The organism is Streptomonospora salina (assembly GCF_014204715.1).
GTDB classification, from domain to species: Bacteria; Actinomycetota; Actinomycetes; order Streptosporangiales; family Streptosporangiaceae; genus Streptomonospora; species Streptomonospora salina.
The window spans coordinates 3,395,952-3,421,710 of record NZ_JACHLY010000001.1; the positions used below are offsets into that span (position 1 = coordinate 3,395,952).

Genomic DNA, 25,759 nt, shown 5'->3' on the forward strand with positions numbered 1-25,759 from the left:
GCTGCGGTGGCGGGGCAGCGGCCCGCCACCGGCGCGGCTGCCGGGAAACAGCAGGCGACGCGCAGCCCCGGCCCCCGCCCTCCGGGCTTAGGGGACTTTTCGCTCTTCCTGCGCGTTCGGTGCGCCGATGGTTGCGATGTGCGCCCCTGCGGGTAGACGGTGTTTCCGAGGCTGCGGGAGAGGGGCACTGCCGTGTCAGACGTCGACGCTCACGCCGGCCGCGGAGGCGGCGGGCGCCCCGGCGCTCCCGGCGGCCGGCCGCGCCGGGGCCGGATCAGCCCGTCGGCCATGACGCGGACCGGGCTCGTGCTGGCCGTCGCGGCCGCCGTGTGGTTCACCGACGGGAGCCTGCGCGGCGCCGTGGTCGGGTCGCTCCTGCTGGGCGCCGTCATCACCACCGACCTCCTCGCCGTCCGGCTGCGCGGCGGGCGCCGCGACCGCCTGGACCTGTGGCTGGCGCTGGTGCTGGGGCGGCTGCGCGAGTACATCGTCTACGCCGGGCTCGCCGTCGGCGGCACGGCCGCCGGCGTGCCCGACGCGTGGGCCTGGGCGGCGGGCGCGCTCATCGCCCTCGCGCTTCGCGACTCCGTGGCGGCCGCCCGCGGCGCCGACGTCGGCCGTCCCGAGTGGACGCCGGAGTCCGGCCTGCCGCGGCCCATCGAGGCGGTCGACCCCAGTCGGCCCCCGGACGACGGGGCACCCGGCGACGCCTCGCTCACCGCCGAGCTCCTCGGCGACCCCGATCCCCCGTCCGCAACGGGGGGTGACGGCCGCAACGAGAGCACCGGCGGTGCCTTCTCCGGCATCCGCACCGTTCCCAAAGGCGCCCCATGGCCGGGCTGGTCCGCGGCCCGCGCCGAAACCCCGGGTGCGCCGCCCGGCCCCGGCCGCGGCGCCGACGGCTCCGCGGCCCCGCCGGGGACCGGCGCTACCGGCGGTGACGGGCCACTCGCCGGCGGTTCCGGCACCGCCGGCCGCCCCGGGGCCCGTCCGCGGGCTGCCCTTCTCGCGCGGGTCGCCGCCTTCCCCCAAGCCGCGCGCTTCGGCACGGTGGCCCTGACGATAACGATTTGGGACACCCGGGTGACGTTCATCGCACTGATCGTCGGGTGTGCCTTCGCTGCCACCGCCGAACTCACCGGCGGCCCCGACGACACCGCGAGGTGAGCCGATGGGTGCTTCCCCACCGCCCGGCACCGGCATGGATCTGCGCTATCTCCGCGGCGACGGGCACCTGAGCACGGCCCTGGGCCGGCTCGCCGCCGGCGGGTTCCCCCCGCTGCTGCCCACCCTGGCCGGGGCCCTGGTTGCGGGTGTGCTGATGGCGACGGGCCTCAACCACCTCACAGGCATTACCCTGTTCGCACCGGTGGCCGCACTGCTGCTGTCCGGCGTCGCCTCTGGGCACCCGCACGACGGCCGGTTCGACCGGCTGGTCCCGCCCCTGCTGCGTGCGACGGAGTACCTTTATCTCCTGGCGCTGGGCTACGGGTCCGGTGTCCCCGGGCCACTGGTGTTCGTACTCGTGGCCGCGGTCGCCCTGCACCACGCCGACTCCGTGCACCGCACCCGCACCGGTCTGCGCCCGCCCGCTTGGCTCATGCGGGCGATGCTCGGGTGGGACGGGCGGATGGTGGTTCTGGCCGCAGGCGGGGCACTGGGCTGGCTCCCGTTCACCTACGGTGTACTGACGGGTTACCTTGCGGTGCTGCTCGTGTGGGAGTCCACGACGAGCTGGCTCGCGGCGCCGATCGCGGAAGCACAGGCTCCGCGCAACGAATCGGGAGGCGTGGACGCCTCCACGATGTAAGGAGGAACACGCCTACATGCTCGGTATGGTTCTTGCCGCAGGAGCGGGCCGCCGACTGCGCCCCTACACCGACACCCTGCCCAAGGCCCTGGTGCCGGTCGATGGTGAGACCACCATCATGGACATTTCGTTGCGCAACCTCGCCGCAGCGGGCCTGACCGACGTGGTCGTGGTCGTGGGCTACCGCGCCGAGGCCGTCGAGCAGCGCAAGCGGGAGATGGAGCGCCGGCACGGCGTCGCGATCACCCTCGCTTACAACGACAAGGCCGAGGAGTGGAACAACGCCTACTCCTTGTGGACTGCGCGCGAGCACTTCTCCGAAGGCGTCCTCCTCGTCAACGGCGACACCGTCCACCCGGTGAGCGTGGAAAAGACGCTACTGGCCGCACGCGGACCGGAACTGCTCCTCGCGGTGGACAGCGCTAAAACTCTGGCCGACGAGGAGATGAAGGTGACCCTGGACGGGTCCGGCCACCTCAGCCGCATCACCAAGCTCATGGACCCCGCCGACGCCGCCGGCGAGTACATCGGCGCCACCCTCATCGAGGGCTCGCTGTCGGACCGCCTCGCCGACGCGCTCCGGGCGACCTGGGAGCGCGACCCGCAGCTCTACTACGAGGACGGCTTCCAGGAGCTGGTCGACCGCGGCGGCAAGGTCGGCGTCGCTCCGATCGGCGAGGTCGACTGGGTCGAGGTCGACGACCACGACGACCTGAACCGCGCCAGGGAGATCGCATGCCGCTACTAGCCCGCATGATCAACGCCCCGCTGGCGATCGACGTCCGACAGGGCGCCATCGCTTCGCTGGGCTCTCTGCTGGCCGACCGCCGCATCGCCAACGAGGGCCGCATCGCCGTGGCCGTGGGGCCCGGCCAGGGCGCCCAGATCGCCGCCGAGCTCGATCTGCCCAACTGCGAGGTCTTCAAGGTCGACGGCGGAAGCGTCGACGTGGGCACCGAGCTGGGCAAGAAGCTGCGCTCGGGGGCCTACGAGGCCGTGGCCGGCATCGGCGGCGGCAAGACCGTCGACGTCACCAAGTACGCCGCGTCCATGGCCGGAATCCCCATGGTCGCCGTGGCCACGAACCTCTCCCACGACGGCATCGCCTCGCCGGTCAGCTCGCTGGAGCACGAGAGCGGCAAGGGCTCCTACGGGGTCACCATGCCGGTCGCGGTGGTGGTCGACGTCGACTACGTGCGCGCCGCGCCCCAGCGCCTGGTGCGTTCGGGCGTCGGCGACGTGGTGAGCAACCTGTCGGCCATCGCCGACTGGGAGCTGGCCGGCCGGGAGCAGGGCGAGCCGGTCGACGGAATGGCCGTCACCTTCGCCCGCACCGCGGCCGAGGCGATCGTCAACCGCAGCGACACCGTCGATTCCCAGGAGTTTCTGACCGCCCTCGCCGAGGCGCTGGTGCTGTCCGGCATGGCGATGTCGGTGGCGGGCTCCAGCCGCCCGGCCAGCGGCGCCTGCCACGAGCTGCTGCATGCGATCGACCAGCTTTACCCGGGGACCAGCAACCACGGTGAGCTCGCCGGTATCGGCGCCCTCTACGCCTACTTCCTGCGCAGCCGGTACCAGGGGTTCGGCGAGGCGCGCATGTACGAGATCCGGGCCTGCATCCGGCGGCACGGCCTTCCCGCCCTGCCCGCCGACGTCGGTCTGGACGAAGAGCAGTTCGCGCGAGCGGTGGCCCACGCCCCCGCCACCCGGCCGGGACGCTACACCGTGCTGGAGCACCTGGCCCTTTCGGACGACGACATCAGGCGGAGTGTGGCGGAATATGTCCAAGCCATCGATCGCTGAGATCCGCTCGGGCGGGCAGCCCGAGGGAATCAAGCAGCGGCTGAACGAGGAGCACTGGGCCGGTCGGCTCTACATGCGCGACCTGTCGCCCTACTTCAGCACGGTCTTCGTGCGGTTGGGTGTGCCGCCCAACCCCATCACCTACATGATGATGGGCTCGGGCGTGCTGGCGGGCGTCGTCCTGGCGCTGGGCGGCTTCTGGGCCGCCGTGGCGGCGGTCGTCCTGGTGCAGTTGTACCTGCTGCTGGACTGCGTCGACGGCGAGGTCGCCCGGTTCACCGGGCGCACCAGCGTCGCCGGGATCTTCCTCGACCGGATCGGCCACTACCTGGCCGAGGTCGCCCTGATCATCGGGCTCGGCGTGCGCGCCCAGGGCGGGCTCGACGCCGGCGGATGGGTGGTCGCCGGCATGGCCGCCGCACTCGGCGCCGCCCTGATCAAGGCGGAGACCGACAACGTGGTGGTGGCCCGCGCCAAGGCCGGACTCTCGGAGAAGATCGCCGACGAGCAGCTCCAGCCCCGCTCGCCGCGGCTGGGCACGGCCCGCAAAGCCGCTTCGGCGCTGCGGTTCCACCGGGTCATCCAGGCCGTCGAGCTGTCGCTGCTGGTGCTGGGCGCCTCCGTGATCGACCTGGTGCGCGGCGACCTGATGGCGACCCGGGCACTCGTTGCGGTGTGCGTCGCCGTCGCCGCCGTGCAGACGATCCTGCACATGGTCAGCGTGCTGGCGTCGCGGCGCCTGGAGTAGCCCGCGCCGCCCCCGGGGTGCCCCGGCGCCGCACCGCGCCGCCGGACACCCCGGAACCCTCGGAGCGGCGGCCCGGGGACGCGCTGCTTTATCATTCCGTTAGCCGTGATGTGCAACGGTCACCTTCTATCCACCATGCGTCCACGTTTACGAACGGTTCCCATGACCAGTCCAGGCGTGCCCAGCGAAACCGGCCCCGCGGCCTCCGAGCCGTTCGCCTCCGCGCCGCAGCGCAGCGCGGACGGCGCGGAGGCGCCGTCCCGTAGCGTCGGCGGTGAGGATTCGGCCGGGCACGGAGGTGAGGTGCGCTTGAAGACCTCCTGCGTCATCCTGACGATGGGGACGCGACCGGCCGAGCTGCGTCGCGCGGTCACGAGCGTCCTGGAGCAGGAAGGCGCCGACCTGGAGCTGATCGTGGTCAGCAACGGCGCCGAGCTGCCCCCGCTGCCCGACGGCGTCATCACGGTCATGCTGGACGAGAACATCGGCATCCCCAAGGGGCGCAACGCGGGGGTCGCGGCGGCCAGCGGCGACATCGTCCTGTTCCTCGACGACGACGGCTGGTACCGCTCGCGCGACCTCGTCCGCCACGTCAGCCGCCGCTTCGAATCCGACCCCGGGCTGGGCATCGTCACGTTCCGCATCGTCGACCCCGACGGCGGCCCCGACCAGCGCCGCTACGTCCCGCGCCTGCGGGTCGGCGATCCGCTGCGCTCCAGCCGCGTCACCACGTTCCTGGGCGGCGCGGCCGCCGTGCGCAGAACCGCGTTCGACGAGGCCGGCGGGCTTCCGGACGGGTTCTTCTACGCCCACGAAGAGAGCGACCTGGCCTGGCGCGTGCTGGACGCCGGTTACGACATCGAGTACGACGCCGAGGCGGTGATGTACCACCCCTCGACCCACCCCAGCCGGCACGAAGACTTCTACCGGCTCAACGCGCGCAACCGGGTCTGGCTGGTGCGGCGCAACCTGCCGTGGCCGCTGGCGCTGGCCCATCTGGGCGTGTGGATCTCCATCACCGTGGCGCGGGAGCGCTCGCTGCCGGAGTTGCGCGCGTGGTTCCGCGGGTTCCGCGAAGGCTGGCGCGGCGATTGCGGCCCGCGCAGCCCCATGCGGTGGTCGACGGCCTGGCGCATGATGCGCATCGGCCGCCCGCCCGTCGTCTGAGAGACGGCCGGGCGTGCAGGCACCCACCGTGGCCGAGGGTGCACCCGGCGGCCGCCGGGGCCGCGGGCGGGGCCGGGGCTATAGCGCGGCATCCGCTTGGCGGGTGGGCGGCGGCACCGCGGCCGTTCAACGGCCCGTACGGGCCGTGCGTGCGGAATCGCCTTCGCGGGCGTCGCGGATCGGGGCCGACGGCTGCATCGGCAGTCGCGGACGCCCCTGGACACCGGCCCACTCCTCCAGTTGGCGCACGAACGGGTCGGCCTGCAGCGGCCAGTGGAACGCGGCGCGGGCGATGGCGTGCCCGGTGGCGGAGTAGCGGTCGCGCAGTGCGGAGTCCGAGCGCAGCTGCAGCACGGCGTCGGCCGCCGCCGCGGCGTCGCCGAAGGGCACGACGGTGCCGCAGTCGCCTTCCGCGCTGTCGTTGACCAGCGCGACCGCCGCGGGGTTGGGGGTACTGACCACCGGCAGGCCGTGCGCCATGTACTCGACCACCTTGGTGGGCAGGGAGCTGCGGTAGTTCGGGGTGTCCTGCAGCAGGCACACGCCCGCCAGCGCGCCGGAGATCATGCGCAGGGCCTGGTCGTTGGGTACGAAGCCGTACCACTCCACGGCCTCCTCGCGGTGGGCGTCGCGCAGCATCGGGCGGATACCGGGGTCGGCCGCGCCGATGATCTCGACCCGCACCCCGTGCGGGCGCAGTGTGCGGCCCATCTCCACCAGTTCGGCGGCGCCGCGCGCGGCCGAGAGGTGTCCCAGGTAGACGACCCGGTCGGTTCCGGGGCCGCGCTCGGGTCGCTCGGGCACGTACGTGGTGTTGGGCACGACGGGGTGGTCGCGGGCGAAGCGGTCGCGGTAGCCCTCTTCGGCGAGCAGCAGGTGCATACGCTGTTCGGCGCGCCGTTCGAGCCCGCGTACGACCGGGGCCAGCGGGCGCCGCAGCGGACGCGGCAGCCACGGCTTGGTCAGCAGCGCCGCCGCGGCGTCTTCGTGGACGTCCCACACCGTGGGCGGGCGGGTGCGCGGCAGCGCGAGCAGGAGCTCGGGGTCGTGGAAGAGCAGGACGTCGGCCTGCGGAGCCAGGCGGGCCAGCGCGGTGCGGGCGGCGCGCAGCGAGGCCGTGCGGCGCCGGCCGGACGCGCGCGGAACGTTCACCGGGGCCAGTTCCTGCCACGGCGTGACGCCGCAGTCGGCGAAGGGAGCCATGTAGGTGACGCGGTGCCCGGCGTCGAGCAGCGCGCGGATCTGGCGGTGCAGGATGCGCGCGTCCTCGGGATGATGCACCACGGTTGCCACGAGAACGTGCATGTGCGAGTTCACCACTTCCGAACGCCGAATCCCGGCGCTGTCCGGTCGGAGCCGTTCCGCTCTGCCTGTGACGCTACCGAGCGAAGGGAACAGCAGGTGAATGCCGGGGTTACGCCGGGACGTTGACCGGGTGAAGGCCTGTGGGCTCCGGAACCGGGCCCGGGCCGGCGGCGGTCTTAGAGGACCACCATCCCCTCGCGTTCGATCGGCGCGGTGATGTGGCCGTCCTCGTGCATCGTGCCCGAGGGCAGGCGCCGCAGTACGCCGCGGGTGTCCAGGAGCAGCCGGGCGTTCTCGGTCAGCAGCTTGGGCGTGTAGGCGCTGTGGTCGGTGAGCAGGACGGTGAGGTCGGCCTCGGCCATGGCCTGCTCCAGATCGGTGGCGCGGGGGAGCGGGGCGCCGTTGAGGCGCCACTCTTCGACGTGCGGGTCGTGGTAGGTCAACGTGGCGCCCTTCTCGGCGAGCTTGCGGGCGACGGGACTGGCCGGGGACTCGCGCTGGTCGGCGATGTCGGCCTTGTAGGTCACCCCGAGCAGCAGCACCCGCGAGCGGGAGAGCGCCAGGCCGGCGTCGTTGAGCAGCTCCAGGGAGCGCTGCAGCACGTAGCTGGGCATGCGGGCGTTGATCTCCTGGGCCAGCTCCACGAACCGGAACGGGTACCCCAGGGTCTTGACCTTGTAGGACAGGTAGTTCGGGTCGATCGGGATGCAGTGGCCGCCCACGCCGGGACCGGGGTAGAAGGCCTGGAACCCGAAGGGCTTGGTGGCGGCGCAGGAGATGGCGTCCCACAGGTCCACGCCCAGCTCCTGGCAGAAGATCGCCATCTCGTTGACCAGGGCGATGTTGACGTGGCGGTAGGTGTTCTCCAGCAGCTTGGCCATCTCGGCCTCGCGGGTGCCGCGCGCCTGGACCACGGTCTCGACGAAGCGGCCGTAGAAGGCGGCGGCGCTCTCGCCGCACCGCTCGGTCATGCCGCCGACGACCTTGGGGGTGTTGGCGACCCCGAAGGTGGCGTTGCCGGGGTCGATGCGCTCGGGCGAGAAGGCGAGGTGGAAGTCGGAGCCGGCGACCAGCCCGGACTCCTCCAGCAGCGGCCGGAGTACCTCGTAGGTCGTGCCCGGGTAGGTGGTCGACTCCAGGACCACCAGGGTTCCGGGCGCGAGGTGCCCGGCGATGGACCGGCCGGCGGCGGTCACGGCGCCGAGGTCGGGGCCGCCTTCGGCGGACAAGGGCGTGGGGACGCAGATGACGACGGTGCGGGCGCCCGCCACCACCGACGGGTCGGTGGTGGCCGTGAAGCCGTGCTCGAGCATCGCGGCGATGTCGGCGGCGCCGAGGTCGTCGATGTGGGAGCGTCCCTCGTTGAGGCCCGCTGCCACCGCCGGGCTGGCGTCCAGGCCGGCGACGGTGAGCCCGGCGGACGCGGCCTGGTGCGCCAGCGGCAGGCCCACGTAGCCCAGACCGACGACGACCAGGTCCGATGTTGGGGTTGCGACGTCCACTGGGGTCACCCTCGCCTTCGTTTCGTGGTGGGAGTACCGAAGTACGGTTCACCGCCGCTACTCCGTGTCCGTGCACAGGGACGTGCGAGTGCGGCGACCCGTTGGCACGATTCCGGAGACGGCCGAAACCGGTCATCTCCGCGAATCTCCTGCGGATTCTCCGAGTCGGTGTCTGGCGCGTGCCGAACGTCGTTGCGGTATCCAGTCGGCTGCACAGGGCGAACGCGGTCGCCTCTCCTCGTGGCCGACTCTAGAGCAGCACGCCGCGCCCAACAGGCCGAAACCCACAGTCGTGGGGAGGAATTTACGAGCCCGCTACCCAGGATTTCTTTATTGTCCTTATCGGGGCTATCGGGGCTATCGGGGCTATCGGGGCTATCGGGGCTATCGGGGCTATCGGGGCTATCGGGGCTATCGGGGCTATCGGGGCTATCGGGGCTAATGGTGCTTGGGAGTACGAAAAACCTGGGAATTTCATGATCGTCGGGATGGGCGCCGGGGCGCACACCGGAATGCGCGTCGGCGCGGGCTCTGCGCGGCGCGGTCAGGCCCGCAGGGACGCGTAGGCCTCGATGTAGCGGTGCGCCGCCGCCCGCCACGTGCGGTCGCGGCCCACGCGCTCGCCCGCCGCCCGGCCGTAGGCGCGGCGCGTGTCCGCGTCGGCGGCCAGCTTCTCCAGGCAGTCGGCCAGCTCGCGCGGGCTGTCGGGGCGGACCAGCTCGCCCGTGGCGCCCGGCTGCACGATCTCGCGCAGCGCCGCCAGATCGGAGGCCACCACCGGTAGTCCGCCGGCCATCGCCTCCACGGGCTTCAGGGGCGTCACCAGGCGGCTGACCCGCTCGTCGCGCCGCGGCACGGCGAACACGTCCAGCGCGGCGTGATGGCGGCGGACGTCCCCGGCCGGCACCCGGCCGGGGAAGGCGGCAGCCGACCCCAGTCCCGCCGCCGCGGCGCGCTCACGCAGGGCCCCCAGTTCCGGGCCGTCGCCCACGATCAGCGCATAGGCGTCGACTCCGCGGCGGCGCAGCTCGGCGACGGCGTCGATCAGCGTGTCGAGGCCCTCGTAGCCGTAGCAGCTGGTCGTCGTGCCCACCACGAACGCTTCAGGCCCCGCGCCCAGCTCACGGCGCAGGCCCGCGCCGTCGGGCAGCGGTTCCAGGAACGACTCGTCGACCGCGTTGGGCACGGTGATCACCCGGTCGGCGTCGACGCCGCGGCCCGCGATCTCGGCGCGCATGGTCTCGCCCAGCGTGACGACCAGGTCGGCGGCCCGCATGCACGCGGTCTCGCGGGCGCGTTCGACGGTGTAGAACGCGTCGCCGGTGCTGCGCGAGGGATCGCGCGAGAGCCAGGACTCCTCCAGGAACCCCCGCACCTCGTAGACCACCGGCAGCGACAGCCGCCGCCCGAGCTCCAGCGCGAGCCGGGCGTTGACGTGGTTGCTGGCCGCGTGCAGCACGCCCGGGTCCAGCCGCCGCGCCAGCGGCAGCCCCAGCCGCAGCCCGGCCCGCAGCTCCGCGGCCTCGCCGTCCGGAGCCAGCCACGGCAGCAGCCGGTGGTAGTCGACGCCGTCGACCTCCACCCGGGGGCGTGTATCCGGGATCCCCTTGGTCAGCGGATAGCCCGCCCGGGTCACCACATGGGGTTCGAGCCCGGCGGCCAGCTGTCCCTGGGAGATGCGGTGGGTCCGCTGGGTGTAGCCGGCGTTGGTGTGCGGCAGGGCGTTGGTGACCAGGTGCAGGACGCGGTGGTCGGCCCCGGGCGATTCCCGACCGTTCATCGTGTCGTGGTGCGGCGTTCTCCCCCGCAGAGCTACCGTTGAGTCGGGCCACCGGCCCGGAGGGGCTTCGCCGACCTCGCGACCCGTCGTCAGGGCACGACGGTGCTCCAGCGCACTGCGCCGCCGGCCTCGGGGAAGGCCCCCGAGGAGCTCCTCGGCGGCACCGGGCTGCTCGACGGCCAAGGCGAACGCGGTCAGACGGGCGAGGCGACGGGGGGAGGCTCCATGGGCGGCCCCGCGGACCGTGTCGAGCGAATCCGCCCGGTGGCCGGCGTCCCACAGGGCATAAGCCCGGCCGAGCGCGCCGCTGCGCCGGAGTACGGTTCGGACACCGGCGCGCGCGGGCCCCGGCAGCAGCCGCAGTCCCAGCAGCGGCAGTCGGGCGGGCTCACGCCTGAGGTGCCGCCAGGTCAGGCTCGCGGTGAAGGTGGCCGCTTTCAAGAAATTGCGCACGGTGGAGTATCCAACCACGTCGACGTGATCCGCCGGTGACGCCTGGGCGTCCGACGAGGACGAGTCCGGAGATCCGAAACGAAGGGAACACGATGTCGTCAGCACCGGCCGCCCGTTCCGGCAGCGACCGAGCCGACCGTCCCGCCGAAGGCGCGGAGGCTCCCGGGCATGCGGCCGAGGCGGTGCGCTCCGCGCCCGCCGACCGGCCGGGCTCCGCCGAGATCGTGCATATCGTCGGCGCGCGGCCGAACTTCGTCAAGGCCGCGCCGGTGGTGGCGGCCCTGGAGGCCCGCGGGCTGCGCCAGTCGGTCGTGCACACCGGCCAGCACTACGACGACCGCATGTCGGCGGTCTTCTTCCGCGAGCTGGGACTGCCCCGGCCCGACGTCGACCTCGGTGTGGGCTCGGGCTCGCACGCCGAGCAGACCGCCGCGCTGATGACCGGCCTGGAGCGGGAGTTCATCGAGCGTTCACCGGGACTCGTCGTGGTCTACGGCGACGTGAACTCCACGCTGGCCGCCGGGATGGTCGCCGCCAAGCTCCACATCCCGGTCGCCCACGTCGAAGCCGGGCTGCGCTCCTTCGACTGGTCGATGCCCGAAGAGGTCAACCGCCGCCTCACCGACCAGCTCGCCGACGTGTGCTTCGCCACCAGCCCCGAAGCCGTCGGCCACCTCGCCGCCGAGGGGGTCGCGGTGGACCGCGTGCATCTGGTCGGGAACCCGATGATCGACACGCTGCTGGCGCGCCTCGACCGCTTCGACACCGCCGCCCTGCGCGAGCGCCTGGACCTTCCCGGCTCCTACGTCGCCGCGACCCTGCACCGGCCCGCCAACGTCGACGACCCCGAAACGGTCGCGCGCCTGGTCGCCCGCCTGCACGAGGTCGCCGACCAGATCGACGTCGTGATGCCCGTGCACCCCCGGGGCCGGGCGTCCCTCGACGCCGCCGGCCTGGCCGAGCACCCGCGTATGCACCTGCTGGAACCGCTGGGCTACATCGACTTCGTGGCGCTGGTGCGCGGCGCCACCGCCGTGGTCACCGACTCCGGCGGAGTCCAGGAGGAGACCACGATGCTGGGTGTCCCCTGCCTGACCCTGCGGCCCAACACCGAACGCCCCATCACCATCACCCACGGCAGCAACCGGCTCGTCACCGACTCCGAACTCCCCGGCCTGGTCTCCAAGATCCTGGCCGGAGCGGGCACCGACACCGCGGCCCTGGCCGCCGTCCCCCCGATGTGGGACGGCGGCGCCGGCGAGCGCATCGCCACCGTCCTCGCCGACTGGACGTCCGGCGTGCCGGCGCCGGGACCCCGCCGCAGCGCCTGACCCCGTGCCCGACCGGATCCCGATCCCAAGGCAGGAAGTATCCCGTGAAACGGCGTGAACTGAGCCACACCGAACAGCTGAGGCAGGCCCTGTCCGAGCGGGAAGCCCAGCTCCAGGAGGCCAAGGCGCGACTGGCGGCGCTGGAAGGCTCCACCTCGCTGCAGGTGGGCCGCGCCCTGACCGCCGCGGCCAAACGGCCCGGGCGCGGCCTCGTGCAGCTGCCCCGCGAAATGTTCCGGCTCTGGCGCAAAGCCGGCCGGACCGGGCCCGCGACCGGTCGGGGCACCAAAGCCCAACCGGTGCGCTCCTTCGACGCCGAGCGCGAGGAGGCCCGGCTGCTCTCCGGAGGCGTGGGCGTGCGCGACAGCCGGCTCGTCGTCGCCGGCGTCCTCGCCCCCGAGATCCGCGCGGCACTGGCCCCCTACGTCCGGGTCGTGCCGCTGCGGCCCCAGGACGCGCAAGCGGCCTTCGAGTCCGTCGACGTCGACATCGTGTGCGTGTCCGCCTCGGCCGCGGCGCCCGGATCGCTGTGGGCCCACGCCGGCGACCCCGCCGTCGGAGACCGCACCCGGGTGCTCAACTGGGTGATCGACTCCGCGCAGGCGCGCGGCGTGCCCACCGTCCTGATCGCCGACGCCCCGGCACCGCCCGGGCTGGCGGCCCTGGACTTCGACCACGTCCACCGCGGCGATGCCGGCGTCCCCCTGCACTTGTTCAACCCCGTGGCCGCCGAACCCGAGCGCGCCTCCGAACCGGCCTACGTCCCCTCGCCCGCACCGGCGGGGGTCGTCGCCGACCGGCTGGTCGAGCGGCTGTCCGAGGACGGCATGCGCCGACTCGCCGGCGTCCGCGAGGACGCGCAGGAGCTGCCCGCCCGGCTGCGGGCCTGCTCCGGCGTCGTCGTCGGCGACACCGCCCTGGCCGATCGGGCCCTGGCCTGCGGCGCCCGGGCGCTGCTGCTGGGCGACACCGCACGCGGCGCGGACGAGGGGGCCGGCGAGCGCGACACGACCCTGCGCAGCGTCGCCACCGACGTCCGGGCCCTGCGCTCCGGCGCCGCGACGGACGAACTGGCCCGGCTGCGCGCAGCCGGGCCGCTCACCTCCGAGGAGCTGCGCCTGGTCCTGCGCTCGGTGTTCCTCACCGACGCGACCCCGGTACGCCTCGCCGAGATCTTCGGCCGCCTCGGATTCGCGCCCGGCTCGGGCAGCCCCTCGCTGCCGCTGAAGAACCGCCGGACCGCGCTGCTGGCCCTGCCCGGCGACGACGCCGAAAGCCTCGCCCTGGCCGGTGATGCGCTGCAGCAGTCCCACCCGCCCTTCGAGGTCGTGGTCCCCGACAGCGCGGCGGGACTGGCCGGGATCGAGCGGCTGCACGCACACGGCGTCCCCGTGCGCACGGTCCCCGGGGCCGCACCCGTCGGCGCCCCGCAGCCCGAGGACTGGGCGCGCCTCGCCCGCGCCGCCGACGTGCCGTGGACGGCGCTGTGGGACGGCCCCCGCGGGGAGCACTTCCTCGCCGACCTGCTGTGCGCCGCGGAGTGCTCCGACGCCGACGCGGTGGGTCCGGCCGTCGCCGGACCCCAGCCGCAGCCGCCCGGGGACGCGGCCGATGCGGTCGGCCACGCGGCGGCCGAGCAGGAGTATGTTTTCGTGAGTTCCGTCGCTCCGGAGCTGGCCCGCCGCGAGCTCGTCTGCCGCGCACTGCACCCGGGCGTGTGGAACAGGCACGGCGCGCGGCTGCTGGCTCTGGCACCCGTGCTCGGACCCGGCGCGTCCCGGTCCGAGCCGGAGGCCCGGACCACGCCCGGCGCCGGCTGATGCCCCGGACCGCCCCCGAGCCCACCGCAGTCAGCACGATCCGAACGTGCCGGACGCCGGCCGCCCTCCGCGACGGCCGTGCGGGCCGGACCGGCGTCCGTGCGAGCACGGCCCCCAGGATCGCAACGAAGGGAAGTACGTGACCAACCATCCTCGCGAACGCGATCCCGCGAGCGGCGGCGACGACCGGGGCTCCCGGGCCGGCGGCGCCGCCGGCCCGGGGAACGGGCCCGCCCGCGGCCTGCGCGCACTCGTCTACGGCGATGTCGACCTGAACATCATCGACGGATCGGCGATCTGGGCGCAGTCCATGACCCAGGGCCTGGCCGCCGCCGGGTGCGAGGCAACGCTGCTGCTCAAGGCGCCGGTGACCACCGACCGGCTGGTCGCGCCGCTGGCGGAGGTGCCGGGCGTGACCGTCCGCCGGCCGCACGAGGAAGGCCTGGTGCCCGAGGCGGGACGGCGCGGCCTGACACCGGACCAGGCCGTCGAGCTGATCACCCGGCTGGACGCCGAACACGGCTACGACCTCGTCGTCGTCCGCGGCAGCCGGCTCGCCGTCGCCGCCGCTCAGAACGAGCAGCTGGACGGGCGGCTGTGGACCTACCTCACCGACGTGCCGCAGAGCGTCGCCGGGATGACCGCCACCGCCGTCTCGGAGATCTCCGACATCGCCGTGGCGTCGCGGCTGCTGCTGTGCCAGACCGAGGAGCTGCGCGGGTTCCTGGAGTCCTCCGTGCCCGCCGCCTGCGGCAAGAGCGTCCTGTTCCCGCCGGTGGTGGTCACGCCGGACGACGCTCACGGCACGGGCGAACCCCACCAGCCGCTCAAGCTCGTCTACACCGGCAAGTTCGCACCTCGCTGGAACACGCTGGAGATGACGGAGCTGCCCGCCGCCCTGGCTCGCCGCGGCGTGCCCGCCGAGCTGCACATGATCGGCGACAAGGTGCACCGCGACTCGCCGGAGTGGGCGCGCTCCATGAGCCGGGCCCTGGAGTCCACCGATGGGCTGACCTGGCACGGCGGCAAGCCGCGGGCGGAAGCGCTGGCGATTTCGGCCCAGTGCGACGTCGGCCTGTCCTGGCGGTCGCCGGAGATGGACGCCAGCCTGGAGCTGTCCACCAAGGTCCTGGAGCTCGGGGCGCTGGGGCTGCCCGTCGTCGTCAACCGCACCCCGATGCACGAACGGCTGCTGGGCGCCGACTACCCGCTGTTCGCCGGTGAGGACGCCGACTCGGTCGCCGACGCGCTGACCCTGGCCGCCGACCCGGACCTGTACCGCGAAGCGGCCGAACGCTGCCGCACCGCCGCCGCGGACTTCAGCCTGGACCGCGCCGCCGAGCGGTTGCGCAGCTACCTGGACCTGGTCTTTCCGCAGGCGCCGGCGGGAACCGACCCGCAGCGGCCGGTCAAGGTGGTCATCGCCGGCCACGACCTGAAGTTCTTCACCCGGCTGTCGGAGTTCCTGACGTCGCTGCCCGGTCTGGAGGTGCGCGTGGACCAGTGGGAGTCGCTGCGCAACCACGACCAGTACCGCAGCAGGGAGCTGGCCGCCTGGGCCGATGTCGTCATCTGCGAGTGGTGCGGCCCCAACGCGCTGTTCTACGCCGAGCACAAGAGGGCCGGCCAGCGGCTGGTGGTGCGCCTGCACCGCTTCGAGCTCTACGCGGAGTGGCCGCGCAAGCTCGACATCGACAAGGTCGACGCGGTCGTGTGCGTCAGCCCGTACTACGCGTCCCTGACGCGCGAGCTCGCCGGATGGCCCGCCGACAAGGTCGTCGTGCTGCCCAACTGGGTCGACGTCGACCAGCTCGACCGGCCCAAGCTGCCCGGAGCGGAGTTCACCCTCGGCATGGTCGGGATCGCGCCGTCGCGCAAGCGGTTGGACCGCGGTATCGAGGTGCTGGGCGAGCTGCGCCGGCGCGACCCCCGCTTCACGCTCGCGGTCAAGACCAAGCAGCCCTGGGACTACTGGTGGGTGTGGAACCGGCCGGAAGAGCGCGAGTACTACGAGCGCACCTACCGCACCGTCCAGCGCGACCCGCTGCTGGCCGAGGGGGTGGTCTTCGACCCGTTCGGCCCCGACGTAGCCACGTGGCTGCGCCGGGTCGGGTTCATGCTTTCCACCAGCGACGACGAGAGCTTCCACTTGGCCCCGGCCGAATGCGCGGCCTCGGGGGGCGTTCCCGCGGTGCTGACCTGGCCGGGAGCCGACACCATCTACTCCGGTCGATGGCTGCACGACAGCCCGGCGGAGATGGCCGAGGCCATCCACGGCGTCGTCTCCGAGGGCCGCTTCGACGCCGCGCGCATGGCGGCCAGAGCCGAGATCACCGGGAACTACTCGCTGGACCGTGTCTGCGGCATGTGGACCGACCTGGTCGTGCACGGCAAGGTTCCCGCGGTGCAGGATCCCGTGGGAGCCGCGGCCGCCTGAGGAGCGGCCCGGAGCCGGGGGCATCCGGACCGCGGGGGAGCTCAGCGGGGGCGTTCGGGAGCGGGCCGGCGTCGAGGCCGGTACCGCCGCCTCGCCGATCGCGGCCGGGCGGCCCTCGGCACGGACGATCGAAGCCGCCCGGGCGCATCGAAGCCGCCCGGGCGCCCGTGCCTGTGTCGACTGCGATGACGCGGGACCGCGTCCGGGAAGCCGCGGTCGCCGATGAAGCTCATGGGGCGGCGGGTCGGTTCTCCGATGGGCGGCCCTCTGCGGGGCGCCCATCGCCGGCGCCCCGCAGAGCACACCGCCTAACTGCACTGCTGCTTGGATTCCTCCGCTGTGGTTCCGTCGACGCCGCCGGGCGAGGAGCCGCCACCGCTGCCCGCGGTGCTGGTGAAACCGTCCCAGTCCTGGGCGAGGACCAGCTGCACGGTGTCGCCGAGGCTGGTGTTCTCCACGACGGTGGCGTTGACGGCTTCGTCGGCGAGGGCCTGGGCGTGGGCCTTCTTGCCGGACCCGTAGTAGATCGTGGTCTGGGCGGGGATCTGCACCGGGTTGCCGGTGTTGGCGACCTGGAAGCCTTCCGTGGTCAGCCACTGGCCCACCTGCTCGGCCAGCCCCGGAGTGCCCTCGCCGTTGAGCACCTCCACGGAGACGTCGCCGGGTGCGACCTGCTCCTGCTGCTCCTCGTCGCCGTCGCCGTCGCCGCCGCCCCCGTCGCCGCCGTCGTCGTCGCCGGTGAGGCTCTGGTCCTTGGCGATGGCCTCGAACAGCTGCGAGGCCTGCGGCTGGGTGAGAGCCAGGCGGTTCTCGTTCTCGGGAGCCTGGCCGTTGGGGGTGGTGACGAAGTTGATGTTGCCGAGGTCGACTTCGCGCATCGCGATGGCGATGTCGGACATGACATCCAGCGTCAGCTCGTCGTCGGTGGTCATGGTCTCGGTGACCGAGCTGAGGAAGCCGGTGATGTTGCTCGGGCGGTTGAGGATCTCGCCCTGCATGACCTGGTTGAGCATCGCGCCGAGGAACTCCTGCTGGCGCTTGATGCGGCTGACGTCGCTGCCGTCGCCCTGCCCGTAGCGCGAGCGCATGTAGCCCAGCGACTCCTCGCCGTCGAGCGTCTGCTCGCCGGCGTCCAGGTGCAGCTTGGCGTCCTCGTCGTCGATGGGATCGGGGATGCACATCCGCACGCCGCCGATGGAGTCGACGATGCCTTTGAACCCGGTGAAGTCGACGCTGACGAAGTGGTCGATGCGGATGCCGGTGACGGACTCGACGGCCTTCCACTGGCACTGCACGCCGCCGAGGGACAGCGGCGAGTTGATCATGCCGCGCTGGGCGGCCATGCCGGCGGTGTCGCCCTGGCCCTCGCACGCGGGCAGGTCGACGATCAGGTCGCGGGGCAGGTTGACCAGCGTCGCGCGGCCGTTGTTGGGAGAGATGTGCGCGACGATCAGGGTGTCGGGGCGCTGTCCCTCGGCCTCGCCGTAGTCCGCGTTCTCACCGGTGCGGACGTCCGAGCCGATCACCATGATGTTCATCGCGCCCTCGACCCTGTTCGGCCGGTCGCCGAAGGAGTCGGTGTCGATGTTCTGCTGTTCGATGTTGCCGTAGATGTCGTAGTAGGCGGCGTAGGCGGTGAGGCTGGTGCCGATCACCGCCGCGGTCGTCAGAACCGCGATCCAGCCGCCCACGGACAGGCTCTTGCGCGCTGTGCGGCCCTTCGCCGAACCTCGCGATGAGCGTTTTCCGGGCATTTCGCACCAATGAGGGGAGGGGTCAGGTCAACGGCCTGCGGGGGTCGGCGTGAGCGGGGGTGCCGGGCCGCGCACCGGCTGTCGCCGTGGCGCGCTCCATGTCCAGCCGCTGTTGCAGGCTAGCCGAATCGCCGCCGGGCAGGAGCACGAGCGCGATCCCGCCCGCGAGGGGGCCCAGCAGCACGTCCAGGCGCGATCCCAGGGCAGCGGGGGAGTCCGGTGCAGAGGTGATGATAGCCACGCGGTCGGCGGCTGTCAGCCCCCACTCCTCCAGCTTCCGGCGACCGGACGCGGCCAGCTCGGTCCCGGTGCAGGTGACGGCCGTGATTGCGCCCCCCAGCAGGTCGGTGCCGCCGGCCGCCTCGGGCGGGACCTCGAACGCCGCAGCGTCGGGGGCCGCGGGATCGGCGTCGAAGCGGTCGCCGTAGCCGCGCACCTCGACGCCGTAGTCCACGGCCGCCGGAGGGCACGCGTCCAGAGGGGCGCCCAGCGGGTGCAGCGACGTGCCCACGACCTCCCGCGCCGGCGAATCCAGCGCGGCCGGCAGGCGCTCGGCGTCGGCCACCGCGATGTCGCACTCGGGAACCCGGCCCGGGGCGCCGGCCACGGCGGTCGTTCCGGTGGTGAAGCAGGCCAGCAGCCACACCAGGCTCTGCCAGTGCAGCGGCAGCGCCAGACCGACCCGGTCGCCCGGCTCGGCGCCGAGGCCGTCGACGAGCATGTTCGCCGTCTTGGACACCCAGTTGTCGACGGTGGCGAACGACAGTTCCACCCGGCCGCCGGTGGCCTCGTCGTAGGCGGTGACGAACGGGCGTGCGGGATCTGCCGCCACGGCGGAGCGCCATAGCTGCAGAGCGGTTTCTGCGGTTTCCGCGCCCACGGGGGGTCCTTTCCACGTCGCCGTCAGGGGAGTCGGCGCCCGGTGCCGCCGGAGAGCGATCGCGGGAGCGGCCCTGCGCCGAGCCACATGTTACTCGCGGGGAACCCGAGGGTGGCCCTACCCCTCGCGCCCGGGCCGTGCGCCCGGGCCCCTCCGTGCCCGCCGGCCGGGTGCGCGGAGTCCCGCACGCCGCCGGGTGCTGCGCGCGGGACGAAGGCCCGGGTGATACGCCTGCGGCGCCGAAGCTGAGAAGGTGCCTTCATGGGATCGACTTCCGCACGCCTGTTCGCGCGCGCCACCGCGGCGCCGGCAGTCGTCCTGGCGGCCTGGCTCGTCGTGGCGTTTCCGCTGCTCGTGGCGGGAGTACTGACGCCGCTCACCGGCGCGCTGCTGGGGATCCCGGCCGTGGCGGCGGGAGCGGTGCTGGTTCTCGGGCCGGTGCCCGCGCTCGCCGGGGCCGCCTCCGGCGGCGCCCGGCTGCCGTGGTGGCCGCTGGTGCTCACGGCGGCGGTCGCCGCCGCCTTCGCCGCCGTGCAGCTGGGCTACCACTCCGAGATCCTGGTCGTGCGCCGCGACCCCGCCTCCTATGCGCAGTTCACCGCCTGGATCGCCCAGAACGGCCACCTTCCGATCCCTCAGCAGCGCGGTCTCATCGCCGGCGACGACCCCTCCCTGGTCTACGGCAGTCTGGCCTACTACGAGGTCGGCGACGTCGTCTGGCCGCAGTTCCTCGCCGGGGCGCCGCTGGTCTACACCGTGGGCCACTGGCTGGGCGGACTCACCGGCATGCTGCTGGTGCCCCCGGTCGTCGGCGGCCTGGGCGTGTTCACGTTCGGCGGACTGGCCGCACGCCTCGTCGGCCCCCGCTGGGCTCCGGCCGCAGCGCTGCTGCTGGCGGTGTGCCAGACCCAGCAGTGGATCAGCCGCTCCACCTACAGCGAACCCGTCGCCCAAGTGCTGCTGCTGGGCGCCCTCGTACTGGCCTTCGACGCCCTGACACGCAGGACGGCGCTCGGCGGCGGCTGGACCCGGTGGCACACGCTGGCGGCCGCCGCCGGCCTGGTCTTCGGGTTGGGACTGGTGGTGCGCATCACCGCATTGCGCGACCTCCTTCCGCTGGTGGCCTTCGCGGGTCTGCTCCTGGTGGCCCGGCGCGGCCAGGCGCTGCCGCTCGCCGGCGGCCTCGCGGTCGGCGCCGGCTACGGGGCCGTAGCCGGATACGGCCTTTCGCGCCCCTACCTGGAGCACCTCTCGGATTCGCTCGTGCCGCTGCTGTGGATCAGCGCGGCCGTCCTCGCCGGCGTCGCGGCGGCCGTGGCGCTGCTGTGGCGGCGCGGCCTGCCGCGCGGCGACCGCCCCCGCTGGCTCCCCGCCGCCGCCGCGTGGGCCGTGGTCGCCGTACTGGCCCTGATCGCGCTGCGTCCCCTGATCTACACCGACACCGGACACGGCGACCAGGCCACCGCCGACTACATCGGCCAGGTGCAGCGGATCGAGGGCCTGGCCGTGCAACCCGACCGGACCTACTACGAGATGAGCCTGTACTGGGCGGGTTGGTACGTGGGGCTGAGCACCGTGCTGCTGGCGACCGTCGGCGCGGCGCTGATCGTGCACCGGATCATGCGCCACCGCGAGCCGCAGTGGCTGCTGCCGGCGATGGTGCTGTCGTGGACCGTGGTCACCACGCTGCTGCGCCCCGCCATCACCCCCGACCACCCGTGGGCCAGCAGGCGGCTGATCGTCCTGGTACTGCCGGCGTTCATCCTCTTCGCGGTGTGGTTCGTCGCCTGGCTGGCGCGCCGGCTCGACACCGGGCCCGGAGCGCTCCGGGCCGAGCTGCGCCGGGCCGCGGCGGCGACCGCGGCGGTCGCGGGCGTGGCGGCGATGCTGGTGCCCACGGCGCTCACCGCCGCGGGGGTGATGACCTACCGATCCGACGTCGGCAGCGTCCAGGCGACGCGACAGCTCTGCCGGGCGCTCCCCGACGACGCCAGCGTGATCGTGGTCGACGGCCTCTACGGCGGCTACCTGCAGCTCCTGCGGGGCATGTGCGGCGTGCCCGCAGCCGGCCTCGCATCATCGGAACCCGAACCCGACGTCGAGCGCATCGTCGGCGAGATCCGCCGACGCGGCCGCACTCCCGTCCTTGCGGCGTCCGAGCCGCGCCACATCCTGCCGTACGTGCCGCCGGGAACCGGCATCCGGCATCCGTTCGACGTCGACGCCGAGCGAGACGCCAGCACGCTGATGGAGCCGCCGGCCGGCGCGTGGGGATTCGACGGCGACGTGTGGGTCGCCGCCGTACCCCGGCAGTAGCGCTCGACCGCGGAGCTATCCTTGACCCCACCGTGAGTGAGATGCCCCAGAACGAAGAAGACGGCGCGCCCGAGCCGACGCCCGACGTGACCATCGTGCTGCCCTGCTACAACGAGCAGGAGCACGTGATCAAGGAAGTCGAGCGCGTCTGCGCGGCGATGGACGCCTCGGACCGCTCCTACGAGGTGCTCGCCGTCGACGACGCGTCGACCGACGACACCCTCGCGCTGCTGCGTGAAGCCGAGCCGCTGTTCGAGCACGTGCGGGTGGTGGCATTCGGGCACAACGGGGGCGCGGGCACCGTGCGCCGCCTCGGTACGCAGCGCGCCCGCGGGCGCATCGTCGTGTGGACCGACGCCGACATGACCTACCCCAACGAGCGCATCCCCGAGCTCGTGGACATGCTCGCGGCCGACCCCGGAATCGACCAGGTGGTGGGCGCCCGCAACCAGGAGTCCGGCAGCCACCGGCTGCTGCGGGTCCCTATGAAGTGGCTGATCCGCAAGATCGCCGAGCGGCTCACCAACACGCCCATCCCCGACCTCAACTCGGGGCTGCGGGCGTTCCGCCGCGACGTTTCGCTGCCCTACCTGCGCCTGCTGCCGCCGGGGTTCTCCTGCGTCACCACGCTCACGCTGGCGTTCCTGTCCAACCAGCACCCCATCCGCTACGTCCCGATCGACTACGCCAAACGGTCGGGCACCTCCAAGTTCCACTTCGTCCGCGACGCCTACCGCTACCTCCTGCAGGTACTGCGGATGGTCATGTACTTCAATCCGCTCAAGGTCCTGATGCCGCTCGCGCTGTGGCTGCTGGGCATCGGTGCGGCCAAGTTCGTCTTCGACCAGGTCCGCGAGCCGCTCTACCTCCCCAACAACACGGTCATGCTGCTGACCAGCGGGCTCATCGTGGCGGCGCTGGCCCTGCTGGCCGACCTGATCGTGCGCTCGCGCGACGGTTCCTGAGACGCCCGTGCGCATCAGCCTGGTCGGCCCCGCCCACCCCTACAAGGGCGGCGGTGCGCGCCACACCACCGAACTGGCCCACCGGTTGGCCGCGCGCGGGCACGAGACGGTCGTCGAGACGTGGCGGGCCCAGTATCCGGCGCTGCTGTATCCCGGCCGCCAGACCGTGCCCGCGCCCGAGGGCGAACCGTTCCCCGCCACCCGGCGCGACCTCGCCTGGAACCGGCCCTGGGGATGGTGGCGCGCCGGCCGCCGCATGGGCGCGGCCGCCGACCTGGTCGTGGTCACCGTGCTGATCCCCGCCCAGGCCGTGCCCTACCTGGGCGTCCTCGCCGGTGTCGGCGGGCGGGCGCGCACGCTGGCGCTGTGCCACAACGTGCTGCCGCACGAGCGCCGACCGGCCGATACCGCCCTGATGCGCACCCTGCTGCGGCGCGTGGGCGGGGTGCTGGCGCACTCGCCCGAACAGGCCCGCGCGGCCTGCGGGCTCGCCGGCGAGGACGTTCCCGTGCGCTGGGCCCCGCTGCCGCCGCACCTGCCCCGCGCCCGGGACGCGGACCGCGCCGGCGAGGGGGGCGCCTCCGGCGACGGCGGTGGGGAGAGCGGCCCGAACGGCGGCCGATCCGGCGGCCTGCGGCGCAACCTGCTGTTCTTCGGCCTCGTCCGGCACTACAAGGGCGTCGACGTCCTGCTGCGCGCCTTCGCCCGGAGCGCGCCCCCCGACGTCGGCCTCACCGTCGCCGGCGAGTTCTGGGGCACGGCCCCGGAGCTGCGCGGTCTCGCGGCCGAGCTGGGGATCGCCGACCGCGTGGACTTCCGCGAGGGCTACGTGCCCGCCGACGAGCTGCCCGCTCTGTTCGCCGGAGCCGACGCGCTGGTGCTGCCCTACCGGTCGGCGACGGCCACCCAGAACGTGCACCTGGCCCACGAGCACGGGCTGCCGGTGATCGCCACGCGCGCGGGCGCGCTGGCCGATGCGGTGGCCGACGGGAAGGACGGGCTGCTGTGCGCCCCGGACGATCCCGCCGACCTCGCCGACGCGCTGCGCCGGTTCTACGCGCCCGGTGCGGCCGAGCGCCTGCGGGCCGCCGTGCGCCCGGCCGACCCCGGCCCGCTATGGGACGGCTACATCGACGCGCTGCTCGGCGAGCGGGACTGAGCCCGGCCGCGGGACCGCAGCCGGTGCCGAGCGCGGCCGCTGGGGGCGTCGCGCGCGCCGGTCGCACCGCGTCGGCTCGTGTACCGCGCGGACCCCGCCGGACGTGCGCCCCCGGCGGATCCCGCGCGGGCGATCGCGCGGTCGACGGCGTCGTCGGGCCGCGCCGCTCCGGGGGACTGATCTAGTGTGTTGCCCATGACGTTCGACGGGTTCGACACGCAGGCCATCCACGCCGGGCAGGAGGCCGACGCCGAAACCGGCGCGGTCGCGGTCCCCATCTACCAGACGAGCACCTACGCCCAGGACGGCGTCGGCGGTCTGCGCAGCGGCTACGAGTACTCTCGCACCGCCAACCCCACCCGCGGTGCGCTGGAGGAATGCCTGGCGGCGCTGGAGTCGGGCATCCGGGGTCTGGCGTTCGCCTCGGGCATGGCCGCCGAGGACACCCTGATGCGCACGATCGCCGGGCCCGGCGACCATGTGATCATCCCCGCCGACGCGTACGGCGGCACGTTCCGGCTGTTCTCCACGGTGCTGGAGCGCTGGGGCGTGGAGTGGGAGGCGGTGCCCCAGTCGGACACCGAGGCCGTGCGCCGCGCCGTACGCCCCGAGACGGTGGCGATCTGGGCGGAGACGCCCACCAACCCGCTGCTGACCATCACCGACATCGAAGCGCTGGCCGGGGTGGCCCGCGACGGCGGCGCACTGCTCGTCGTCGACAACACGTTCGCCTCGCCCTACCTGCAGCGTCCGCTCACGCTCGGCGCCGACGTGGTCGTGCACTCCACCACCAAGTACCTGGGCGGCCACTCCGACGTCGTCGGCGGCGCGCTCGTGGTATCCGACCCCGACCTGGGCCACCGGTTGGCCTTCCACCAGAACACGATGGGCGCGATCGCCGGCCCCTTCGACGCGTGGCTGACCCTGCGCGGCATCAAGACGCTGGGTGTGCGCATGGACCGGCACTGCGCCAACGCCGAGCGTGTGGTCGACGAGCTGGGCCGCCACCCGGGCGTGACCGAGGTCTACTACCCGGGCCTGCCCGACCACGCCGGCCACGGGGTCGCGAAGCGGCAGATGCGGGCGTTCGGCGGGATGGTGTCCTTCCGCGTGCGCGGCGGCGAGGACGCCGCGCTGAAGGTGTGCGACCGCGCGCGGGTGTTCACCCTGGGCGAGTCGCTGGGCGGTGTCGAGTCCCTCATCGAGCACCCGGGGCGGATGACCCACGCCTCGGCGGCCGGTTCGCCGCTGGAGGTTCCGGCCGACCTCGTCCGCCTGTCGGTCGGCATCGAGTCCGCCGACGACCTGGTCGCCGACCTGACCGGCGCCCTGGAGCGGTAGGCGGGAGGCGGCGGAGCGGGCGGTCGGCCGCGCGCCCGGTACGCGGAACGTTTCGGGCACGCGGCGTCGAGCGGCAGACCGGCGGTCCGCCGGCCGGGTCGCTAGACCGCGCCGACGGGCGCGTAGGCGGCCAGCCGGGCGTCGAGCCCGTCGCCGTAGTCGCGGAACGACCGGAACCGGGGGTGCTCGGGGGTGCCCGCGCACGTTCCGGCGAGCACGCCGCCGACGGCGGCGGCGACCTCGGCGGGGGGCGGAAGCAGCCCTGCGGGCAGGTACCGGGTGGCCTCCAGCGGGGTCCAGCCCTCGGCGTCCATGGGGCCGTAGCGCCAGCCGCTCTCCTCGTCCCAGACGAAGCGCAGCCGGCCGCCCGCGGGTGCGCGGACGATGACGGTGGCGTCGCGGGGGTCCATCGGGTCGTTCCAATGGTCGAGTACGGAGACGCCGCCGTCGGCCAGCCGCCGGGCGACGGCGTCGACATAGGGCTGGGGGAGCCTGACCCACGCAGGGGAGTACGGGGCGGGCAGAAGGCCGTTGTCGGTCACGGCGCGGTCCTATCTAACTGAGGTGCTGCGGAACGGGTGCGTGCGGGCCCCGCTGCGCCGTGATCCGCGCAGCGGTTCGTTGGTGGAAAGCTACGGGTTCGACCGGTTCCGCGAGTGGATTGGCCCGGGCGTGTCGCACGGGTCGCACCTCTGCGACGAGGACCGCAGACGCCACCGGAGCGGGCCGGTGGCGCGCCGGGGCGAACGCGACCGCGCGCCCGGGGCGGCCGGGCACGCGGCGCTCCGCCGGAGCGGACTGCGGGTTCAGCTGTCGTGGAGGTCAGACCAGGGCGTCCCGTCGGCCGAGGGCGGAGCCGCCCTCTTCGCTGTCTCCGCCCTCGGATTCCGCCTGGGAGCCGTCCGCGTCGTCGGCGGCCGAGCGGTTACGCACGAAGCGGAGTCCGGTGAGGGTGCGGCCGGCGCCCGTGAAGGTGCGGCCGCCGCCGCGGCCGTTGCGCAGGGCGCGGTAGTGCCCGCGGTCGCTGCGCTTGATGCCGATGGTCGCTGCGACCAGCATCCCGAGTAGCACGCTGAAGAAGGCGACCAGCAGCAGTACGACCGTCCCGATTGCCAGGGGCAACATGTTTCCCCTCCTCTCGTCCTGCGCGGGCGCCCGTCCAGCGTCCGCGCCCTCCGGGCGGGTGGC

General features: G+C 73.5%; 20 protein-coding genes. 13 read left to right on the forward strand and 7 right to left on the reverse strand.

Features of this window, described 5'->3' with window-relative positions; genetic code table 11:
- The first annotated feature begins 288 nt into the window (after window positions 1-288).
- The 6 genes from HNR25_RS15480 (at window position 289) to HNR25_RS15505 (ending at window position 5,528) form a co-directional block, all read left to right on the forward strand.
- The gene (locus HNR25_RS15480; protein WP_184636151.1) at window positions 289-1,167 is read left to right on the forward strand and encodes a hypothetical protein; all 879 of its coding nucleotides are present in this window, start codon (window positions 289-291) and stop codon (window positions 1,165-1,167) included.
- 4 nt (window positions 1,168-1,171) lie between these two features.
- Window positions 1,172-1,810, forward strand: coding sequence for a DUF5941 domain-containing protein (locus tag HNR25_RS15485; protein WP_184636152.1), 639 nt, complete (start codon window positions 1,172-1,174; stop codon window positions 1,808-1,810).
- 16 nt (window positions 1,811-1,826) lie between these two features.
- Window positions 1,827-2,558, forward strand: a complete 732-nt coding sequence (locus tag HNR25_RS15490; protein ID WP_184636153.1) for a phosphocholine cytidylyltransferase family protein — start codon at window positions 1,827-1,829, stop codon at window positions 2,556-2,558.
- A gap of 5 nt (window positions 2,559-2,563) precedes the next feature.
- Window positions 2,564-3,613, forward strand: coding sequence for an iron-containing alcohol dehydrogenase family protein (locus tag HNR25_RS15495; protein ID WP_184639361.1), 1,050 nt, complete (start codon window positions 2,564-2,566; stop codon window positions 3,611-3,613).
- Entirely contained in the window at window positions 3,591-4,361 is a 771-nt protein-coding gene (locus HNR25_RS15500; protein WP_184636154.1) for a CDP-alcohol phosphatidyltransferase family protein, read from the forward strand. Before HNR25_RS15495 ends, HNR25_RS15500 begins: the two co-directional genes overlap by 23 nt.
- Window positions 4,362-4,523: 162 nt before the next feature.
- A complete protein-coding gene (locus HNR25_RS15505) occupies window positions 4,524-5,528 on the forward strand; it encodes a glycosyltransferase family 2 protein (RefSeq protein ID WP_184636155.1) in 1,005 nt (334 codons plus the stop codon).
- A gap of 126 nt (window positions 5,529-5,654) precedes the next feature.
- On the opposite strand, the gene HNR25_RS15510 is transcribed toward HNR25_RS15505, so the two are convergent.
- From HNR25_RS15510 to HNR25_RS15520, 3 genes are all read right to left on the reverse strand, one after another.
- On the reverse strand, window positions 5,655-6,833 hold the full coding sequence (locus HNR25_RS15510) for a glycosyltransferase family 4 protein (protein ID WP_184636156.1): 1,179 nt from the start codon (window positions 6,831-6,833) through the stop codon (window positions 5,655-5,657).
- A gap of 176 nt (window positions 6,834-7,009) precedes the next feature.
- Complete coding sequence (locus HNR25_RS15515) at window positions 7,010-8,335, reverse strand: nucleotide sugar dehydrogenase (protein ID WP_184636157.1); 1,326 nt, start codon at window positions 8,333-8,335, stop codon at window positions 7,010-7,012.
- A 544-nt stretch (window positions 8,336-8,879) separates the two neighbouring features.
- Window positions 8,880-10,568, reverse strand: a complete 1,689-nt coding sequence (locus HNR25_RS15520) for a glycosyltransferase family 4 protein (RefSeq protein WP_312862564.1) — start codon at window positions 10,566-10,568, stop codon at window positions 8,880-8,882.
- Window positions 10,569-10,792: 224 nt separating this feature from the next.
- On the opposite strand from HNR25_RS15520, the gene wecB reads away from it, so the two are divergent.
- The 3 genes from wecB to HNR25_RS15535 all read left to right on the forward strand — a co-directional run bounded on the left by wecB (window position 10,793) and on the right by HNR25_RS15535 (window position 16,156).
- Complete coding sequence (gene wecB, locus HNR25_RS15525; protein WP_312862729.1) at window positions 10,793-11,899, forward strand: non-hydrolyzing UDP-N-acetylglucosamine 2-epimerase; 1,107 nt, start codon at window positions 10,793-10,795, stop codon at window positions 11,897-11,899.
- 44 nt (window positions 11,900-11,943) lie between these two features.
- On the forward strand, window positions 11,944-13,719 hold the full coding sequence (locus tag HNR25_RS15530) for an amino acid adenylation domain-containing protein (protein WP_184636161.1): 1,776 nt from the start codon (window positions 11,944-11,946) through the stop codon (window positions 13,717-13,719).
- A 310-nt stretch (window positions 13,720-14,029) separates the two neighbouring features.
- Window positions 14,030-16,156, forward strand: coding sequence for a glycosyltransferase family 4 protein (locus tag HNR25_RS15535; RefSeq protein WP_184639365.1), 2,127 nt, complete (start codon window positions 14,030-14,032; stop codon window positions 16,154-16,156).
- A 308-nt stretch (window positions 16,157-16,464) separates the two neighbouring features.
- On the opposite strand, the gene HNR25_RS15540 is transcribed toward HNR25_RS15535, so the two are convergent.
- Window positions 16,465-17,847: an LCP family protein gene (locus HNR25_RS15540; RefSeq protein WP_312862565.1), complete on the reverse strand. Its 1,383-nt coding sequence runs from the start codon at window positions 17,845-17,847 to the stop codon at window positions 16,465-16,467.
- 85 nt (window positions 17,848-17,932) lie between these two features.
- Complete coding sequence (locus tag HNR25_RS15545) at window positions 17,933-18,790, reverse strand: TIGR03089 family protein (protein ID WP_184636165.1); 858 nt, start codon at window positions 18,788-18,790, stop codon at window positions 17,933-17,935.
- Between the two features lie 261 nt (window positions 18,791-19,051).
- On the opposite strand from HNR25_RS15545, the gene HNR25_RS15550 reads away from it, so the two are divergent.
- The 4 genes from HNR25_RS15550 to HNR25_RS15565 all read left to right on the forward strand — a co-directional run bounded on the left by HNR25_RS15550 (window position 19,052) and on the right by HNR25_RS15565 (window position 24,571).
- Window positions 19,052-21,106: a hypothetical protein gene (locus tag HNR25_RS15550; RefSeq protein WP_184636167.1), complete on the forward strand. Its 2,055-nt coding sequence runs from the start codon at window positions 19,052-19,054 to the stop codon at window positions 21,104-21,106.
- 41 nt (window positions 21,107-21,147) lie between these two features.
- Window positions 21,148-22,071, forward strand: a complete 924-nt coding sequence (locus HNR25_RS15555) for a glycosyltransferase family 2 protein (protein ID WP_184639366.1) — start codon at window positions 21,148-21,150, stop codon at window positions 22,069-22,071.
- 7 nt (window positions 22,072-22,078) lie between these two features.
- Window positions 22,079-23,230 (forward strand): glycosyltransferase family 4 protein, encoded by a 1,152-nt coding sequence (locus HNR25_RS15560; RefSeq protein ID WP_184636169.1) that lies wholly within the window; start codon window positions 22,079-22,081, stop codon window positions 23,228-23,230.
- 195 nt (window positions 23,231-23,425) lie between these two features.
- Window positions 23,426-24,571: a cystathionine gamma-synthase gene (locus tag HNR25_RS15565; protein WP_184636171.1), complete on the forward strand. Its 1,146-nt coding sequence runs from the start codon at window positions 23,426-23,428 to the stop codon at window positions 24,569-24,571.
- Between the two features lie 101 nt (window positions 24,572-24,672).
- Here HNR25_RS15565 and HNR25_RS15570 read toward each other — a convergent pair whose 3' ends face one another.
- Window positions 24,673-25,113: a DUF6292 family protein gene (locus HNR25_RS15570; protein WP_184636173.1), complete on the reverse strand. Its 441-nt coding sequence runs from the start codon at window positions 25,111-25,113 to the stop codon at window positions 24,673-24,675.
- A gap of 280 nt (window positions 25,114-25,393) precedes the next feature.
- Window positions 25,394-25,696: a hypothetical protein gene (locus HNR25_RS15575; RefSeq protein WP_246463678.1), complete on the reverse strand. Its 303-nt coding sequence runs from the start codon at window positions 25,694-25,696 to the stop codon at window positions 25,394-25,396.
- Window positions 25,697-25,759 lie beyond the last annotated feature (63 nt).

What these genes read in the sequence shown, in the direction of transcription:
- HNR25_RS15480 (WP_184636151.1), top strand. Translation starts at nt 289, where the DNA reads ATGACGCGGACCGGGCTCGTGCTGGCCGTCGCGGCCGCCGTGTGGTTC.
- HNR25_RS15485 (WP_184636152.1), top strand. Translation starts at nt 1,172, where the DNA reads ATGGGTGCTTCCCCACCGCCCGGCACCGGCATGGATCTGCGCTATCTC.
- HNR25_RS15490 (WP_184636153.1), top strand. Translation starts at nt 1,827, where the DNA reads ATGCTCGGTATGGTTCTTGCCGCAGGAGCGGGCCGCCGACTGCGCCCC.
- HNR25_RS15495 (WP_184639361.1), top strand. Translation starts at nt 2,564, where the DNA reads ATGATCAACGCCCCGCTGGCGATCGACGTCCGACAGGGCGCCATCGCT.
- HNR25_RS15500 (WP_184636154.1), top strand. Translation starts at nt 3,591, where the DNA reads ATGTCCAAGCCATCGATCGCTGAGATCCGCTCGGGCGGGCAGCCCGAG.
- HNR25_RS15505 (WP_184636155.1), top strand. Translation starts at nt 4,524, where the DNA reads ATGACCAGTCCAGGCGTGCCCAGCGAAACCGGCCCCGCGGCCTCCGAG.
- HNR25_RS15510 (WP_184636156.1), bottom strand. Translation starts at nt 6,833, where the DNA reads ATGCACGTTCTCGTGGCAACCGTGGTGCATCATCCCGAGGACGCGCGC.
- HNR25_RS15535 (WP_184639365.1), top strand. Translation starts at nt 14,030, where the DNA reads ATGACCCAGGGCCTGGCCGCCGCCGGGTGCGAGGCAACGCTGCTGCTC.
- HNR25_RS15550 (WP_184636167.1), top strand. Translation starts at nt 19,052, where the DNA reads ATGGGATCGACTTCCGCACGCCTGTTCGCGCGCGCCACCGCGGCGCCG.
- HNR25_RS15555 (WP_184639366.1), top strand. Translation starts at nt 21,148, where the DNA reads ATGCCCCAGAACGAAGAAGACGGCGCGCCCGAGCCGACGCCCGACGTG.
- HNR25_RS15565 (WP_184636171.1), top strand. Translation starts at nt 23,426, where the DNA reads ATGACGTTCGACGGGTTCGACACGCAGGCCATCCACGCCGGGCAGGAG.
- HNR25_RS15575 (WP_246463678.1), bottom strand. Translation starts at nt 25,696, where the DNA reads ATGTTGCCCCTGGCAATCGGGACGGTCGTACTGCTGCTGGTCGCCTTC.